The organism is Stenotrophomonas bentonitica, assembly GCF_013185915.1.
Lineage (GTDB): Bacteria > Pseudomonadota > Gammaproteobacteria > Xanthomonadales > Xanthomonadaceae > Stenotrophomonas > Stenotrophomonas bentonitica.
The window spans coordinates 367,864-384,858 of record NZ_JAAZUH010000004.1 but is presented as its reverse complement, the minus strand read 5'-3'; the positions used below and the strand labels follow the sequence as shown (position 1 = coordinate 384,858).

Sequence of the window (16,995 nt, the reverse complement as noted above, 5' to 3'; positions counted from 1 at the left end):
GCTCTTCCGATCTGGCTCCAAGGGGTGTTTGGCATCGCGAGGAGCCGGCCGGCGGCCGGCACTACAGCTATTGACCGCGTTGCGGTCAATAGCTGGGCGTCACCTTCATCTGCGGCAACGGCCTCGGCGCCCCATCCGTCAGGTTCGGCCCCAGGTCTTCCCACGCCTGCCCTTGATCCACCATCAACCGCCACAGCTGCTGCGACGCGCGGCGCTTTTCCTCCGAACCGAACCGGTAGGACGGCGGGTTGGGAACACCACTCGCCACCGACTCATATGCCTCCTGCCACGCCGGCACGCGCTGGTTGGGATCATCGGTGCGCGCCACCTCCAGCGTGTAGCGCTGGTAAGCGGAAGCAAGATTTCGCCAGCGAATCCAGTAATGGTTCGCAAAGGAAAAATCGCAGAACCGCTCGCCCGCTACGCTCCCCTTCGCCGCAATCCGGCTCAGCACCTCCTGCGGCATGTCCAGGTTCATGCCGCCCTCGTCGCCCTGCAGCGAAACATGCACGATGCGGTCACGGTAGCCCGGCGCCCTCGCCTGCAGCACGTCGCGCCAGTTCTGCATGGTGGAGACGATGGAGAACAGGAAGCCGGACATCTCCGCTGCCGCCAGCGGCCGCGCGATGGACTGGTAGCTGCGCTGCCAGCCATGGCGGTTCTCGGTGGGCAGGAACACCGCTGCATTGATCGCGTCGGGCGAACCGGGCGCCGCGCGCAGCGCTTCGGCCGCATGCGGATACACCAGGTTGATGCCGAACGTGGGCCAGCGTGGCAGCGCGGCGTCGAACAGGTGGATGGGGAAGTTGCTGCTGATCCCACCATCGGAGAACCAGCACACGCGGAACGCGGTAATCACCGGGCCGCAGTCGTGCCCGCCGCTGGTGAGGCCTTCCATGCTGTCGGCCACGTTGCGGTTGTCATGTGGCGGCGCCGGGTCGGCCACCGGTTCGCAGCGGCGCTCACGCCGGGCCGGTTCGTGCAGCGGCACCGCGCTGATCAGCAGCGGGAAGCTCAGGCTCATGCGCGTGGCCACCAGTACCGGCAGCTGTTCGCCTTCCGGCAGGCGGTAGTAGTCCACGCCCTCCACCCGCTGCGGCGCACCGGCGCGGGCCAGCAGCCACGCCACCACGCTGGCCGGGAACAGCTGCTCGAACTGCTCGCGGCAGAACCAGAACTGCGAGCCACTGAACGGCAGCGTGCGCGGTTCGGTGTGCGACACGCAGGTGGTGATCATCTGCAGGCTGATCGCATGCGCCCCACCCGGCTCGCCCGGGTAGCGCGGCGCGGCATGCAGGTCGGCGAAGGTCAGCGGCTGGTCCAGCGGCTTGCCCGAGAGCGCCTGCAGCTGGGTGTGCAGCCAGTCGGTCAGTGCAGGGCTCCCGGAACCGGACTGCGTAGCCCCGGAACACAACCCGAGCAGGTTACGCCGCGCCACCCGCGCAATGCGCAGCGCCGACGCCAGCACGCCGGCGCCGTACGCGCACAGCAGCGACGGCAGCAGCGTGGCCCACATGCCCTCCACGCCGGCCGCCAGCCAGCCGATGGCCAGCAGGCCCACCAGGGCGGCCAGCAGTTCCAGCGGCGCAATCGCGAACACCGCCGCCAGCAGGCACAGGATCTTGCGGGGCAGCCCGGCCTTGCCGGTCAGCATTACCAGCAGCCGGTAGGCGGTACGCGCCCCGTAGGCGGGCTGGAACAGGCTGTAAATGAAGCCACGCCGCGACAGCTGCGTGGAGACATCGGCCAGACCCGGAAACCCGGCCTGCGGGCCGAGCGCTTCACCGGCCCGGCAACGCCGGTCGCCCAGTGCCGCCGCGGCCGCCACCGCTGCGGCAATCGCGCCCGCCGAGGTGCCGCCGATGTTCTTGAAGCGGTATTCGCGTGCCAGCGACAGCACCGCATTGGGATACACGATGCCGCTGGTGATACCGCCCTTCATGACCAGATCGCAGTACTTGTCCGCCACGTCGCCGTCCTCCGCCCCACGCCAGGGGACCAGTATCCCCCAGCGCCCTCTCAAGGCCTGAGAACGGCGCCGCAATTACGGCTTTGGCGGGGCGCTGCCAGCTGACTGCGGCACCCGGCGCACCTGAGACAGGTCGTAGCCCAGCGCGGCAATACGGGTCATCGCCTTCTGGTAGTCCGCGTCAGACATCTGCGGGGAGCGCGACATCAGCCACATGTAGTCGCGCTTGCTGCGTCCCACGATCGTCTGCTGGTAGTCGTCGTCCAGGTAGACGATCACGTATTCGGCCTTGATCGGCCACACGAACTGCATGCCCCACTCCGCGCCGCCGGTGCCCTCCTTGACGGTGCCGATCGGGTGCATCTGCTTCACCGGCGCCTGGAAGCTGCCCTTGCGGAAGCTGAAAGTGGTCTGGATGCGGCCGTCGGGGCGCAGCGCGTAGGACTCCACCGCATCGAACGCTTCGCGCTCGGGGCGGCTGGGAATGTGCGCGATCACGTACCAGTCGCCCATGAAGCGCGGCACGTCCACGTGCGCCACCGGGGGGATCGGGCGCGTATTGCCACCGCAGCCGCTGAGCAGCATGCCGGCGGCGAACAGGGGAAACAGGGAGCGTAGTGACATGACGTTCTCCTCGTAAGACTCAGGAACGATCGAACAGGTAGTGGGCCACCATCCATTGCTGGCCCTGCTGGTAACCGAACAGTTCGGCGCAGGCCATCCAGAACATGCGCCAGCGCTGGAACCAGAGCGCGGCGGCGGCCTCGCCGTAACCGGCGCGCAGCACCGCCATCACCGCGTCGCGGTTCTGGTCCTGTCGCTCCAGCCAGTGGTTGGCGGTGCGCTCGTAATGGGTGCCATCGACCAGCCAACGCTGCTGCAGGCGCAGGTGCTGCTGGAAGTGCAGCAGGGTGTCCGCAGCAGGCATCAGGCCGCCGGTGAAGAAGTGGCGGCCCATCCAGTTGTCGTCGCCTTCGGTTTCGAACGGGTACATCAGGGTGCGGTGCACGAAGATGTGCACGAACAGCTTGCCTTCCGGGCGCAGCCACTGCTGGATGCGCTGCATGAGACGTGCGTAGTTGCGCATGTGCTCGAACATCTCGATCGACACAACGCGGTCGAAGCTGCCCGGGTCCAGCACCAACTGGTTCACGTCGCGGGTCAGCACGGTCACGTTCTTCAGTCCGCGCGCGCGGCACTGGGCCATGATGTATTCGCGCTGGCTGTTGGAGTTGGACACGGCGGTGATGCGCGAACCGGGCAGGCGTTCGGCCATCCACAAGGTCAGCGAACCCCAGCCGCAGCCCAGCTCCAGGATGTCCTGGTCGTCGGCCAGCTGGGCGCGTTCGCCGTACAGCGAGAGCATCGCTTCTTCGGCCTGGTCGAGTGTCTCGCGGCCGGTGGGGTAATAGCAGCTGCTGTACTTCAAACGCGCACCCAGGCAGTCCTGGAAGAACGCGGCAGGTACTTCGTAATGCTGGCGGTTTGCGGCATCCACGTGCAGGGCCACCGGGCTGCGCGACAGGCCCACGATCCGCTCGGAGAAGCGTTTCGCCTGCGCTTCCACGCCACCGGCGCTTTCCTCGCGCAGGCGCGCTTCGCATTGGCGGCGGATGCCCAGCCGCAGCAGCGCGTCGGGCAGCAGGCCACGTTCGGCCAGGCCGGTGAGCCCGGGCGCGTAGTCCGGCAGGGGCAGCGATTCACGGGCGACATTCACGGCTTGGACTCCTTGGGAAACCACGGAAACAGCATCGGGGTGCTGCGCTGGTAGGCGCGGTAGTCGTCGCCACGGCTGCGCAGCGCCTGCGCTTCGGTGAACGGAATGCCGCTTACCCAGCGCAGGAAGATGTACATCACCAGCGGCCCGGACCAGGCCAGCCACCACAGCGGCGAGTGCACGGCCAGCAATACATAGGTGAACCAGTGCAGCCATTCGAAGAAGTAGTTGGGGTGGCGGGAGTAACGCCACAGCCCGTCGCGGCAGGTCTTGCCCTTGTTGGCCGGGTTGGCCCGGAAGCGCGCCAGCTGGCGGTCGGCGAGCGATTCACCGCCCACGCTGAGCAGCCACATCGTCGCTGCGGCGATGATCCAACCCACAGGGAGTTCCGCGCTCTGCGACACCGCCACGAACGGCAGCGCGAACAGTACGATCAGCAGCGCCTGAAACTGGAAGAAGCCGAAGATCTTTCCCTGGTGCCCGTGCCAGTGTTTGCGCAGGTGCTGGTAACGGCCGTCTTCGTCTTCGCTGCGCACGCGCTTCCACAGGTGCAGCGCCAAGCGCGATCCCCACAGCCCGCCCAGCACCGCCAACGCGATGCGTGGCGCCGTTACGCCTTCGCCCAGGAGGGCAAGCAGCAGTGCAGACGCACCCACGCCCTTGGCCCAGAGCACGTCGACCACGCCGATATTCTGGTGGCGGCGCTGCCACCACCAGCCCCACGTCATGATGACGGCGGCATACAGCCAGACCCATAGGAGATTGATCATGCATGCGCTCCGTTGGTGTTCGCGGTGACAGGTGACGCGTTGCGCTGCCAGTGGCGCGCGCAGACCGAGAGCAGCGGCAGTGCCACTGCCCATCCGGCCGCGAGCAGGACTACGCCGTGCCACGACGGCGTGGGGAAACTCACTGATGACCAGCCGCGGGCCGCTGACAGATACGCCAGTGGAGCCAGCAGCCCCAGTACGGCTGCCAGCCATACGCGTCGCTGCAGAACCTGCAGCGAAACGTTAAGGGTCATGGCGAAGGCCGCCCACAGTGCGAGGATCCATATCGGCGCCACAGCGGCGTTGGGCCATGCGGCGGCATACACCACCCGCCCCGAGGCGCCCGCCATGCCGTCAACGACCAGGCCGCACAGCACCGCCACCAGCAGCAACTTCAGATCAACCCCGGGCCGCGCCGACATCGCCAGCTGGCTGGCCACGTAAGCGCCGGCGGCCAGGAGTGCCGGCCAACGCAGCCCGTGCCCGGCGCCGATCACCGCGCACAGCCAGACCAGCTGGTTGCCGATGAGGTTGGCCCAGAAGTGGCGCATGTCAGTGCGTTCCGGGAATGTCGGCCGGCCGATAGCCGGGGCGCGCGAACAGCAGCTGCGAGACGCCGATGGAGCGTTCCAGGAAGCCGCCTTCGCAGTACGCCAGGTAGAACTCCCACAGGCGGATGAAGCGCTCGTCGAAGCCCTGCGCGCGCACCGCCGGCAGCTGCGACAGGAAGCGGCGACGCCATGCACGCAGGGTGAGCGCGTAGGACTGGCCAAAGTCGTGCTGGCCGATCAGCTGCAGGTCGCTGCTGCGGGTCTTCGCAGCCAGCATGGCACTGAGCGAGGGGATGAAGCTGCCCGGAAACACGAAGCGCTTGATGTAGTCCACGCTGCCCAGCGCCTGCAGGTAGCGATGGTCTTCGATGGTGATGGCCTGCAGCAGGGCCAGCCCCTCTGGCTTGAGCAGCCGCCCGAGCGTGGCGAAGTAGGTATCGAGGTACTGCGCGCCGATCGCTTCGATCATCTCGATGGAAACCAGCTTGTCGTATTGGCCGTCCAGGTCGCGGTAGTCGTTCAGCAGTACAGTCACCTTGTCCTGCAGCCCCGCCCTGGCCACCCGCTCGGTGGCCAGGGCGTACTGCTCCCTGGAGATGGTGGTGGTGGTGACATGGCAGCCGTGGTGGCGCGCCGCGTACAGCGCGAAGCCGCCCCAGCCGGTGCCGATCTCGATCACGCGGTCGCCGGGCTGCAGCTGCAGCTGTTCGCAGATGCGCGCAAGCTTGCGCTGCGAGGCGGCTTCGAGCGTGTCACCGGCCACGGCATACAGCGCCGAGGAATACATCAGGTCGCTGGACAGGAACAGCGAGAAGAACGCGTTGCCCAGGTCGTAATGCGCCGCGATGTTGCGGCGGCTGCCTTCGCGCGTGTTGCGGCGCAGGTGGTTCCAGCCCTGCAGCAGCCAGCCGCCGAGCCGCGCCGGGCCCCGCTCCATGCCGTCCAGCAGCGCGCGGTTGCCCACCAGCAGCTGCACCAGAGCGACCAGGTTGTCGCAGCGCCAGTGGCCGGCGATGTAGGCCTCACCCGCGCCCACGCTGCCCTGCGCGGCCACCGCGCGGTAGAACGCCGGGTTGTCCACCCACACGGTGACCTGCAGCGGTGCATCGGCATCGGCATCGCCCAGGCTGACATCGCCGAGCGCGTCGCGCAGGTGCAGCCGTCCGCCCTGCAGCGGCGCCAGCTGCGTGAGCAGGCGGCGGCGCAGGAAGGCTTCCAGCGCGCTCGGCTGGGGCAATGCCAGCGGTCGGGTCATGTCGTTCATGGATGCTTTCCAGCAATGGATGGGTGGTCGTGCACGGGATTGCGTTTGAGCCACAGGCGCAGCGCCTGCCAGTGGATGGCGGCCACCACCTGCACGGTCATCAGCGGGTAGCGCAGCAGCACCCGGGCCAGGCCACGGCCGTCGAGCGGATGCCGCTGCAGGGCCAGGTCGGCGTCGAACTGGCGCTGGCCGTCGCGCCACACCTGCATGTGCACGTGCAGGTCGTTGCCGGGGGCAGTGAAGCGCCAGCGGTACTCGCAGTCCATCTGCATGAACGGCGACACATGGAAGCGCTTGTCGAAGGTCCAGCCCAGCGCGCGGCCGTGCGCGTCGGCCTCGCTCACCGGCAGCACGTAGGCGTGGCGTTCCTTCCACGGCGTGTTGGTGATTTCAGCCACGATGCAGTCCAGCGTGGTGCCGTCGGCGGCGTAGCAGTAGTAGAAGCTGACCGGATTGAACACGTGCCCGCCGTAACGCAGGTGGGTCAGCAGCCGGATCGGTCCGGCCGGCGCGCGTCCCAGCGCTTCGGTGATGCGTGCACGTACCGCGTCGGCCAGCGGCTGGTCCGGTTCGCCCAGGTAGTCGCTGCGGCGGAACTCGGCGAGGTTGCGGCGACCGACCGACCAGAACCAGCGGTGCTTGAACACCTCATCGATCTCATCGAGGTCAAGCAGCAGGTGCGCCACCGGGTAGCCGAACGCGTGCGCCTGTGGGAGGTGCCGACGGTGCTGCATGCGGCCACGGTAGATGGCGCTGGCGGTCATGCCGGCACGCCCTTCGAGAGTGGCCAGTAGGTTTCGGCATCCAGCGACTGCAGCGCATCCACCACCCGGCGTGCGCTGCGGATGCCGTCTTCGTGGAAGCCCCAGCCCCAGTACGCACCGGCGAACCAGGTACGACGGCGGCCCTGCACTTCAGACCAGCGCGCCTGCGCACGGACCATCTCGTGGTCGTGCACCGGGTGGGAGTAGTGCATGGTGCGCAGGATCTTGTCCGGCGCGATCGCCCCGGTACGGTTGAGCGTGACCACCAGCGGCGAAGGGGTGTCGATGCCCTGCAGGTCGTTCATGTAGTAGCTGACCGAGCACGGCGCCATCGCATCGCGCGGCACATGCGCATTCCACGCGGCCCACGCCTTGCGGTTGCGCGGCAGCAGGCGGGCGTCGGTGTGCAGTACCACTTCGTTGGGCTGGTAGCTGATCGCGCCCAGCACGCTGCGCTCGGTCGGGTCGGCGTCGGAGAGCAGCGCCAGCGCCTGGTCGCTGTGGCAGGCGAGCACCATCTGGTCGAAGCCTTCCAGCCCCTCAGCGGTGAGCACGCGCACGCCGTGTTCATGGCGCTCCACACCCAGCACGCGCGACTCCAGCCGTTCACGTACCCGCCAGCGCCGGCGCATCGCGTCCACGTAGCGTGCCGAACCGCCGGTGACCACGCGCCATTCCGGCCGCCCGCTGATCTGCAGCATCTGGTGGTTGGCCATGAACTGCACCAGGTAGCGCGCCGGGAAGTGCGCCAGGCTGGCGATGGGCGCCGACCACAGGGCCGAGGCCATCGGCAGCAGGTGCTCCTGGATGAAAGCACCGCCGTAGCGGCCCGCATCCAGGAACTCACCCAGCGAAGGCCCTTCGTCGCCACTGCGCAGCAGCTTCGGTGCCTCGCGATAGAAGCGGCGCAGGTCGCGCAGCATGCCCCAGAAACGCGGCGAAGCCAGGTTGCGGCGCTGGCAGAAAAGGGTGTCCAGCGAGGTGGCGTTGTACTCCACACCGCTGCGTTCGCTGTGTACCGAGAAGCTCATGGTGGTGGGCTGGAACGCCACGCCCAGGTCATTGAACAGCGCGGTCAACAGCGGGTAGTTCTGCGGGTTGAACACGATGAAGCCGGTGTCCACCGACTGCAGCCGGCCATCCACCTGCACCAGGTGGGTGTGGGTGTGCCCGCCGAGGTAGTCGTTGGCTTCAAACAAAGTCACTTCGTGGCGCTGGCTCAACCACCATGCGCTGGCCAAGCCGGCGATACCCGATCCGATCACGGCGATACGCATGTCAGTGCTCCGCCTTGGCCAGCACCCAGGCCGGCACGGGTTTGAGGTCGCGTACCAGGCGCAGCGCGGCCATCGCGCGCAGCCCGTACCAGGTGATGTCCACTTCCCACCAGTAGAAGCCCTGGCGCGCAGTCCCCGGGAAGAAATGATGGTTGTTGTGCCAGCCTTCGCCGAAGGTGAGCAGCGCCAGCCACAGGTTGTTGCGGCTGTCGTCACCGGTGGCGAAGCGGCGCCGTCCGAAGCGGTGGGCGAGCGAGTTGATGGTCACGGTGGCGTGGAACAGCACCACGGTGGAGATGAAGAAGCCCCAGACCAGCATCTGCCCGCCGCTGGTGCCCAGCCCCGGTGCCACCCGCTCCAGCAGCGCGCCCAGCCCGAACAGGGCGGCGGCCAGCGCCACCGGCACCAGCGTGTCGAAGCGGTCCAGCCAGCGCAGTTCCGGGTAGCGCACCAGGTCGGGTATGCGCGCCCAGTCGGTGCGGAAGCCTTCGGCGGTGAGGAACCAGCCCATGTGGCTCCACCAGAAGCCGTGCACGGTGGGCGAATGCGGGTCGGCCGCGGTTTCGGTGTGGCGGTGGTGGTTGCGGTGATGCGCGGCCCACCACAGCGGACCGCGCTGCACGCTGGAGGCGCCGATCACCGCGAACACGAACTGCACCACGCGCGAGGTGCGGAAGGTGCGGTGTGCGAAGTAGCGGTGGTAGAACGCGGTGATGGCGAACATGCGCACGGCATACAGCGCCAGCGCCACGCCCACCGCCACCCAGGACACGCCCACCCAGATCACCGCCAGGCAGGCCAGGTGCATGGCCACGAACGGGATCGCCCGCAGCCAGTCCACGCGGTTGCCTTCCGCGCCGGCCACGGGCGCGTTCGCACCGGTGTCGAACCAGCGCAGCACGGTGGCCCAGCGGCCGCGCGGCGCGCAGGCGGGGGGCTCGGGGGTGGAACGGGACTGCATGTCGCGCATCTCCTGACTGGTTCATCAGGAGATACGCAGGCCACCCGCGTTTGGATGCACCCCTTCCGAAATTAATTCCGGAAGGGGTGTGCCTTACAGGTTGGCGATGTCGCCCTTGGCGATGATCGGACCGGTCGGAATGCCCTGCGGCGCACCGCCTGCCGGTTCCAGGGTAATCGCCAGCATCGAGCCGTTCACCAGCACATCACGCAGCGCCTCGGGCACCGCCACGGTATGGGCGCGGTTGATCGAGACCAGACCCAGCGAGCGCGGCGTACCGCCGGCCGGGATCAGCCACAGCTCCGGCGCGCGCCCTGCCGCATCGGCTGCGGCCGGTACCGGCACCATCAACACCTTGCCCTGGGCCTTGTCGACCGAGGCCAGCCAGCCGGGCGTGCCGTCGTCGTGCAGCAGCGGGGTGACCGGCTTGGTCGCCTGCTCCGGCTCGGCCGGAGTCGGTGCCGGGGTGACGGCGACCGGGGTAACCGGTGCGGGTTCCTGCAGCGGCTGGCGGTTGAACACCGCCACCAGCGCCAGGGCCGCGGCCAGGGCGGTCATGCCCTGCCAGAAGCCGGTGCGCTGCCAGAGTTTCGGTGCCACAACCGCTGCCGGCCAGCCCAGTGCGGCGCGGATGCGCGGCCATACATGCGCCGGCACTGCTTCGCTGCCGAACGAGTCCAGCAGTGGCGCCAGCCGGTTCTGCCACTGTTCGACCAGGCGGGCAAAGCCCGGGTCCTGGGCGATGCGCTGTTCCAGCTGGCGGCGCTCGGCGGCGTCGTGCACGCCCAGCACGTACTCGCCGGCCAGGATGTCTGCGCTGGGCGGCTGTTCGTCGTCGTATTCGTCGTGAAGGTCGCGGATGTTCATCGTTCCAGGCACACCCGCAGTTGGCCAAGGCCGCGCCGGATCCAGCTCTTCACCGAGCCCAGCGGCGAACCGATGCGGCGGGCCAGCTCTTCATAGCTGGAGCCGTCCAGGAACGCGGCGCGGATCAGCGCGCGGCGCTTGCTCTCAAGGGTTTCCAGGCACTGCGCCAGGCGCGCGCGGTCCGAAGACTGCTCGGCCGCCTGCGGTGGCTGTGCATCGCCGTCGGGCAGGTCCTCGATCACCGAGAGGTCGTCCATCGCGCGCGGCGGCGCGGCGCGCAGGCGGTCGATCGCGCGGTGGCGGGCGGTCATGGAGAGCCAGGTCATGGCCGAGGCCTTGGCAGGATCGAACTGCCCGGCCTTGTTCCAGACCGAGGTGAAGACCTCCTGCAGCACGTCTTCGGCGTCGTTGCGGTCGCGCAGCAGCTGCAGGCAGATCGCGAACAGGCGCCCGGAGGCGAGCTGGTAGACCTGCTCGAAGGCCTGGCGATCACCACTGGCCACCTGGACCAGCAGCCCGTTGAGGCGTGCTGCTGCGGCGGTATCGGAAGCATCCAACTCAGGCATCGAGAACTCGGTGTCGGCAAGGCGCGTGCCTGCATGGTCGTTGCTCTTTTGACTGGCTGCAAGGGGGTATTCAGCTGTCGCATGTCTTCACCAGATCCTGCCCCCTCGCCGTGGCAAGCTCAGCCGCAGTGGCGGCGGCAGGCGCACTGGGGAACTCCACGCGCACCTGCGGGTAGCGGCCCTTGGCGTCACGCACGTTGCCGGTACCGGTGAACTGCAGCAGGCGCTGGTCGGCGTTGGCGTAGACCAGAGTCACTGCTGGCACTGCGAAGCCGAACCAGGCGTCCAGCTTCATCTGTAGCTGCTGGGCAGGCTGGCCCTGCCAGGTGGTTGCACCGGTGCGCTGCAGCTTCAGCGGCACCAGGCGTTGGCGGCTGGGCAACACGAACTGGAACGCCACCGGCTTGCCGTCGCGCAGGGTGGCCCAGTGGCCGCGCACGGCTGCGTCGAAACCGGCGTCGACCACGGCATCGGGTGGGACTGTGAGCGTGCGGCTGACTGGCGCGGCTGCAGCGGAGCTACGCAGGTACACCGTGCGTGACGCGCCACTTCCGCGCACGCCTTCCTGATAGCCGTCACGGCCATCTTCCAGGCTGAAGTCCGGCGTCTGCGCGCTGCCCTGCGGGGTCATCCATTTGCGCGCGAACGGCCGCCCATCAGCGCAGCGGTACAGCACCAGCCGCGACTGCGCGTTGGGCGGGCCCTGCAGCCAATGGGTTTCGCGGTAGAGCAGCGTGTTCCCCTCGGCAGAGAACGCGCGCCCTTCCTGGCGCTGGACGGTTTCGGCACCGGCCAACAGCGGACACAGCAGCAGAAGCAGCTCGGCAGGAAATGTGAATGAGCGGCGCATGCCCGTTTCCAGAGGGAGGTCGTGGAGAGATACGGGGGAAGCGGCGCGGCGGATGCAGTGGCATAAGTCTCCTCCCCTTGACCCCATCCCCCAATCGGCCTACCTTGTGCTCGCCGAAGGTATCCATCTCTTCATGCCGATGAAGGGATGGGTTTAAACGGGAATCCGGTGCCGGTGCCTTGTGCACCCATTCCGGAGCTGCCCCGCAGCGGTGAATGGAAACGACACCTGCCAACAGCACTGGGCTTTGCAGCCTGGGAAGCGGCAGGGAGTAGGTGGGCGTTCGCGCCCGTGTCCATCAGCCCGAATACCGGCCCCGGCCGGAGGACACGACCGTCCTCTGATTCGACCTGGAACGTCCGCGGGGAGGTTGCCGGGGCCTGACGCCTTGCACAGTGCAGGGCGCTGCCCCCGTGCGTCCGCTTCGTGGCATCCGGTTCGCCCGCGGGGGCGAAGGTCGCTGGCGGGGCGGGCACGGCAGCAATGGCGTGCGGGCCGCGCAGTTCCTTCGTTCCTCAATGCCTACGCAATGAGGATACGTTTCATGACCACTGTTACCAATCTGGGCTTCCCCCGCATCGGCGCCAAACGCGAGCTCAAGCGCGCACTGGAAGCGTTCTGGTCGGGCCACAGCAGCGCCGCTTCTCTGTTGGACACCGCCGCCGGACTGCGTGCCACGCACTGGCAGCTGCAGCGCGATGCCGGGGTGGACGTTCCGCCCAGCAACGACTTCAGCCTGTACGACCAGGTGCTGGATGCCGCCTTCCTGTTCGACGCCATTCCGGCCCGCTACCGCGCACTGGCCGACGCCGATCCGCTTACCGGCTACTTCGCGATGGCGCGCGGCCTGCAGCGCGATGGCGTGGATCTGCATGCGCTGGAAATGACCAAGTGGTTCGATACCAACTACCACTACCTGGTGCCCGAACTGCAGGCCGGCCAAGGCTTCGCCCTGCGCGGCGACAAGCCGCTGGCCGAGTACCGCCAAGCCAAGGCGCTGGGCATTGAAACCCGCCCGGTGCTGATTGGCCCGGTGACCTTCCTGCTGCTGTCCAAGACCGTGGATGGCAGCCCGGCGCTGGACCTGCTGGATGCGCTGCTGCCGGTGTACGTGGAGCTGCTGGGCCAGCTGCAGGCGGCCGGCGCGCAGTGGGTGCAGCTGGATGAGCCGGCGCTGGTGCAGGACCTCAGCCCGGAAGCCCGCGCCGCGATCACCCGCGCGTATGCAGTGCTGGCCAAAGCTGCACGCCCCAAGGTGCTGGTGGCCACCTACTTCGGCGCGCTGGACGACAACCTGGAACTGGCCGCCTCGCTGCCGGTGGATGGCCTGCACGTGGATCTGGTGCGTGCACCGGAACAGCTGGATGCGGTCATCAAGGCACTGCCCGCTGGCCGCGTGCTCTCGGCAGGTCTGGTCAACGGCCGCAACATCTGGCGCACCCATCTGGACAATGCGCTGGTGCTGGCGCGCTACACGCATGGGCAGCTGGGCAGCGACTGCCTGTGGCTGGCGCCTTCGTGTTCGCTGCTGCACACCCCCGTCGACCTGGACCACGAGAAGAAGCTGGACGACGAACTGCGTGGCTGGCTGGCGTTCTCGAAGCAGAAGCTGGGCGAACTGCGCGTACTGGCCGACGCCATCGACGCGCCGGCACGCGCCGAAGCGGCACTGGCATCTTCGCGCGAGCGCATTGAATCGCGCCGCCGCTCGCCGCGCGTGCACAACCCTGCGGTGGCCGCGCGTCTTTCCGCACTGACCGCAGCAGATGCGCAGCGCCATAGCCGTTACCCGCAGCGCCACCTGGCGCAGGCGGCCGCACTGAAGCTGCCGCGCTACCCCACCACCACCATTGGCTCGTTCCCGCAGACGCTGGAAGTGCGCGAGGCGCGCGCCCGCAACAAGTCCGGCACGCTTTCCGACGCAGACTACGACGCCTTCCTCGCCAGCCAGACCGAACACTGCGTGCGCATCCAGGAACAGATCGGGCTGGACGTGCTGGTGCATGGCGAGTTCGAGCGCAACGACATGGTGGAGTACTTCGGCGAGCAGCTGGAAGGCTTCGCTTTCACCAAGAACGGTTGGGTGCAGAGCTATGGCTCGCGCTGCGTGAAGCCACCGGTGATTTACGGCGATGTGAGCCGCCCGCAGCCGATGACGGTGCGCTGGTCGCAGTACGCGCAATCGCTGACCGACCGGCCGATGAAGGGCATGCTGACCGGGCCGGTGACGGTGCTGCAGTGGTCGTTCGTGCGCGACGACCAGGCACGTGCCGATACCTGCCGGCAGATCGCACTGGCACTTCGAGATGAGGTGCTGGACCTGGAAGCGGCTGGCATCGGCGTGATCCAGATCGACGAACCGGCGATCCGCGAAGGCCTGCCGCTGCGCCGTGCGCAATGGCGCGAGTACCTGGACTGGGCGGTGGAAGCGTTCCGGATCAGCGCCAGCGGCGTGCGGGACGCCACCCAGATCCACACCCACATGTGCTACTCCGAGTTCAACGACATCATCCACTCGGTGGCGGCGATGGACGCCGACGTGATCTCGATTGAAACCTCGCGCTCGCGGATGGAGCTGCTGGATGCGTTCGTGAAGTTCCAGTACCCGAACGAGATCGGGCCGGGTGTGTACGACATCCATTCTCCGCGCGTACCGGACAAGGAAGAGATGCTGTCGCTGCTGCGCAAGGCCGCCGAGGTGCTGCGGCCGGAGCAGATCTGGGTGAACCCGGATTGCGGCTTGAAAACCCGTGGCTGGCCGGAGACCCGGGCGGCGCTGGAAGCGCTGGTGGCTGCGGCACGGCAGTTGCGCGATGAGACGGCGGACGCCAACGCCGCCTGAGTGCGGTTGCGTTGATCGAGCCCCGCCGTCTTTATGGCGGCGGGGTGTCCGCTAGACTGGGGCACCCCACCCGAATGACGCATGCCATGACGCACTTCCCCGCTGACGTTGCCCTGGTCGTGATCGATCTGCAGCCGGACTTCATGCCTGGCGGCGCGCTGCCCTGCGTGGACGGCGATGGCATCGTGCCGGGCATTGCGGAGTTGCTGGCCCAGCGCCGGTATCGCACGGTGGTGGCCACGCAGGACTGGCACCCGGCGGATCACGCCTCGTATGCCAGCCAGCAACCGGGCCAGCTGCCGTTCGAGACCATCCTGCTGCACGCGCAGCCGCAGACGCTGTGGCCGGACCACTGCGTACAGGACACGCCAGGCGCGGTGTTGCATCCAGGGGTGGACTGGACGCCGGCCGACCTGATCCTGCGCAAGGGCACACGGCGCGAGGTGGACTCGTACAGCGCCTTCCGCGAGAACCATGGGCCGGATGGGAACCGCCCGCCCACCGGTTTGGCCGGGTGGCTGCATGAGCGTGGTATCCGCGAGGTGCATGTGTGCGGGTTGGCGCGCGACTATTGCGTGCTGTGGAGTGCGCAGGACGCGGTGAAGTTCGGGTTCCGGGTGAAGTTCCTTTGGGACCTGACGCGGCCGGTGACCGAGGCCAATGATGCGATGGTGCGTGAGGCGCTGGCCAAGGCGAAGATCGCCATCGTCTGAGGGGCGCGTGTGATCCGGCGGCGCGTGGGACACGCATGGCGTGTCGCTACGCAGCTGTGCACGCAATCCGCCGGTTCCGCGTAGTGACACGCCACGCGTGTCATCGCGGACCCAACCGGAAGCCAGCGCACGAACGGCCGTTAACGACAGCGCTAGACGAGCGCACATCAAAATTCTTCGACATTCCAACGGGCGTCGAACCGTTGATTCTGCGACGTCTGTATCACTAAGAACGCCGCTCCAGCCTGAGTCCGGCCCACTTGCGACGCACCATAGACGCGGCGTATCGATACACCGCTATCCTTAGGAAATGCCAACTTCTCTGTCATTGAGCAGCTGTGCATCGTGTGGGCTCGGGGTTTGATATCCCCTCGTTCGACTAATGAAAGTATGCAGTTCTGCGTCGGGTGGGTGGCGAATACAACACCCCGTGGGGAAATAAGTCACACCGTTGGTCGAACGGATATCAACCTCCCGACTCCCTCGTCGCCGACGAGGGAGTACTTCCAAGGGAGTACTCGCATGAACAGTTCGAAGATCGATTCGTCTACCGACCCCAACCAGCAGGTCGGCATCGGCTGGCACCAGCCCAAGAGCATCCGCATTTCCGCCCTGCAACACCCGGCCGGCAACATCCTGCCACCGGGGCTCTTCATTCCCCGCCTGCAGCTGTGCGGGGTCTGGCTTGAACGACTGGGGCTGAAGGTGGGTCACCGTGTATGGGTGGAGACCTCACCCGGGCGAGTGACGCTGGTACTGGATGAAACCCCAGTCCCCCTCCCCTACCGCTATCGCAAGCACGAACCAAAGAAGAAGCGCTCACGCAAAGCGGATGAGGAACGGTAGAGCCGGGCCCTGCCCGGCTGGCCCCAGGTAGCGCCGGGCTCTGCCCGGCCGCTTTCGGCCCCAAAAAACAAACCCCCTTGCGGGGGTTTCGCGGATGCCCTTAGGGATCACTCCCATCAAACGGCAAAGGCCTGTAACCAATGGCGGCATCTGAACACCTCGGGCTTTCGCCCAACGCTCCGTACATATCCAGATGCGGCAATCGTAGCACGGGGCACGGTAGCCGCTTCTACGCCATGAACACCAACCGCAGCGCGAACCCGATCAGCAGCACGCCCATTACGCGTTCGAACCAGTGGCTGGTGCTCAGGAACTTCTGCCGCACGGCTGCGGTTGAGAAGGCGACGCTGACCAGCACGAACCAGGCGGCGTTGACCATGCACATCCATGCGCCGTAGAGCAGCTGGATGGGCAACGGGGTCTGCGCACTGACGATCGTGGTGAACACCGCGAGGAAGAACAGGGTTGCCTTGGGGTTTGTCGCATTGGTCATGAAGCCGATGACGAATGCCTGCCTTGGGCTTTGCTGCGCTGCCTCGGGTTTTCCGTCGGCGACTACACCACCCGTGCCGCCCGGTTTGCTGGCGAGGAACTTCACGCCCAGGTAGAAGATGTACGCGGCGCCGAGCCATTTGGCTGCGGTCATCAGCCACGGGGTTGTATGCAGGAGCGCGCCCACGCCGATCAGAGTGTAGATCACGTGGACCGAGATGCCGGCGCCGATGCCGAGGGAGGTGTAGATGCCGGCCTTGCGGCCGAAGCGGACGCTCTGGCGGACGGCTACGGCGAAGTCCGGGCCTGGGGCTACGACGGCGAGGAAGTGGATGACGGCGAGGCTTAGGAATTCTGCCCAGTAGGGTGCGAGCACGAGGTGGTCCGTTTGGTCCGGGTGGGCGTGTTGTTGCTGGGGAGCCGGCCGGCGGCCGGCACTACCGGGGATTTTCGGTGAATTTTGTTGGTGCGTGTCGTTCGGGCATCGGGAGGGCCGGCCAACGGCCGGCGCTACCGGATATCCGTCCCGTGACGCGTGTCGGTTGC

Annotated in this window: 16 protein-coding genes and 1 riboswitch; of the genes, 3 read left to right on the top strand and 13 right to left on the bottom strand. The window is 67.3% G+C overall.

All coding sequences use genetic code 11. From position 1 onward, the window contains the following. Positions 1-85: 85 nt before the first annotated feature. From HGB51_RS19495 to HGB51_RS19440, 12 genes are all read right to left on the bottom strand, one after another. The gene (locus HGB51_RS19495; protein WP_305144004.1) at positions 86-1,969 is read right to left on the bottom strand and encodes a patatin-like phospholipase family protein; all 1,884 of its coding nucleotides are present in this window, start codon (positions 1,967-1,969) and stop codon (positions 86-88) included. Between the two features lie 75 nt (positions 1,970-2,044). Beyond that, entirely contained in the window at positions 2,045-2,593 is a 549-nt protein-coding gene (locus HGB51_RS19490; protein WP_070208452.1) for a lipocalin family protein, read from the bottom strand. A gap of 19 nt (positions 2,594-2,612) precedes the next feature. Further along, on the bottom strand, positions 2,613-3,686 hold the full coding sequence (locus HGB51_RS19485; RefSeq protein ID WP_171966936.1) for a class I SAM-dependent methyltransferase: 1,074 nt from the start codon (positions 3,684-3,686) through the stop codon (positions 2,613-2,615). Beyond that, positions 3,683-4,456, bottom strand: coding sequence for a DUF1295 domain-containing protein (locus HGB51_RS19480; RefSeq protein ID WP_070208172.1), 774 nt, complete (start codon positions 4,454-4,456; stop codon positions 3,683-3,685). Before HGB51_RS19480 ends, HGB51_RS19485 begins: the two co-directional genes overlap by 4 nt. Next, positions 4,453-5,007, bottom strand: a complete 555-nt coding sequence (locus tag HGB51_RS19475) for a DUF2878 domain-containing protein (RefSeq protein WP_070208171.1) — start codon at positions 5,005-5,007, stop codon at positions 4,453-4,455. Before HGB51_RS19475 ends, HGB51_RS19480 begins: the two co-directional genes overlap by 4 nt. 1 nt (position 5,008) lies before the next feature. Continuing rightward, the gene (locus HGB51_RS19470) at positions 5,009-6,271 is read right to left on the bottom strand and encodes an SAM-dependent methyltransferase (RefSeq protein ID WP_070208170.1); all 1,263 of its coding nucleotides are present in this window, start codon (positions 6,269-6,271) and stop codon (positions 5,009-5,011) included. Then, positions 6,268-7,035, bottom strand: a complete 768-nt coding sequence (locus HGB51_RS19465) for a DUF1365 domain-containing protein (RefSeq protein ID WP_070208169.1) — start codon at positions 7,033-7,035, stop codon at positions 6,268-6,270. Before HGB51_RS19465 ends, HGB51_RS19470 begins: the two co-directional genes overlap by 4 nt. Beyond that, positions 7,032-8,312: an NAD(P)/FAD-dependent oxidoreductase gene (locus HGB51_RS19460; RefSeq protein ID WP_070208168.1), complete on the bottom strand. Its 1,281-nt coding sequence runs from the start codon at positions 8,310-8,312 to the stop codon at positions 7,032-7,034. Before HGB51_RS19460 ends, HGB51_RS19465 begins: the two co-directional genes overlap by 4 nt. A gap of 1 nt (position 8,313) precedes the next feature. Beyond that, a complete protein-coding gene (locus HGB51_RS19455; RefSeq protein WP_070208176.1) occupies positions 8,314-9,273 on the bottom strand; it encodes an acyl-CoA desaturase in 960 nt (319 codons plus the stop codon). Between the two features lie 93 nt (positions 9,274-9,366). Next, on the bottom strand, positions 9,367-10,140 hold the full coding sequence (locus HGB51_RS19450) for an anti-sigma factor (RefSeq protein WP_070208167.1): 774 nt from the start codon (positions 10,138-10,140) through the stop codon (positions 9,367-9,369). Next, positions 10,137-10,706, bottom strand: coding sequence for a sigma-70 family RNA polymerase sigma factor (locus tag HGB51_RS19445; RefSeq protein ID WP_070208166.1), 570 nt, complete (start codon positions 10,704-10,706; stop codon positions 10,137-10,139). The genes HGB51_RS19450 and HGB51_RS19445 overlap by 4 nt, the downstream gene beginning before the upstream one ends. Before the next feature lie 70 nt (positions 10,707-10,776). Next, complete coding sequence (locus HGB51_RS19440; protein ID WP_070208165.1) at positions 10,777-11,556, bottom strand: hypothetical protein; 780 nt, start codon at positions 11,554-11,556, stop codon at positions 10,777-10,779. A gap of 99 nt (positions 11,557-11,655) precedes the next feature. Continuing rightward, positions 11,656-11,889, top strand: a riboswitch (cobalamin riboswitch). Between the two features lie 211 nt (positions 11,890-12,100). Here HGB51_RS19440 and metE point away from each other — a divergent pair. The 3 genes from metE (at position 12,101) to HGB51_RS19425 (ending at position 15,957) form a co-directional block, all read left to right on the top strand. After that, on the top strand, positions 12,101-14,398 hold the full coding sequence (metE, locus tag HGB51_RS19435) for a 5-methyltetrahydropteroyltriglutamate--homocysteine S-methyltransferase (protein WP_070208164.1): 2,298 nt from the start codon (positions 12,101-12,103) through the stop codon (positions 14,396-14,398). A gap of 86 nt (positions 14,399-14,484) precedes the next feature. Further along, a complete protein-coding gene (locus HGB51_RS19430) occupies positions 14,485-15,111 on the top strand; it encodes a nicotinamidase (RefSeq protein ID WP_070208163.1) in 627 nt (208 codons plus the stop codon). Positions 15,112-15,633: 522 nt separating this feature from the next. Then, positions 15,634-15,957 (top strand): hypothetical protein, encoded by a 324-nt coding sequence (locus tag HGB51_RS19425; protein WP_070208162.1) that lies wholly within the window; start codon positions 15,634-15,636, stop codon positions 15,955-15,957. 229 nt (positions 15,958-16,186) lie between these two features. Here the strand turns inward: HGB51_RS19425 and HGB51_RS19420 are convergent, their stop codons facing one another. After that, complete coding sequence (locus tag HGB51_RS19420) at positions 16,187-16,825, bottom strand: LysE family translocator (RefSeq protein WP_070208161.1); 639 nt, start codon at positions 16,823-16,825, stop codon at positions 16,187-16,189. Between the last annotated feature and the right edge of the window lie 170 nt (positions 16,826-16,995).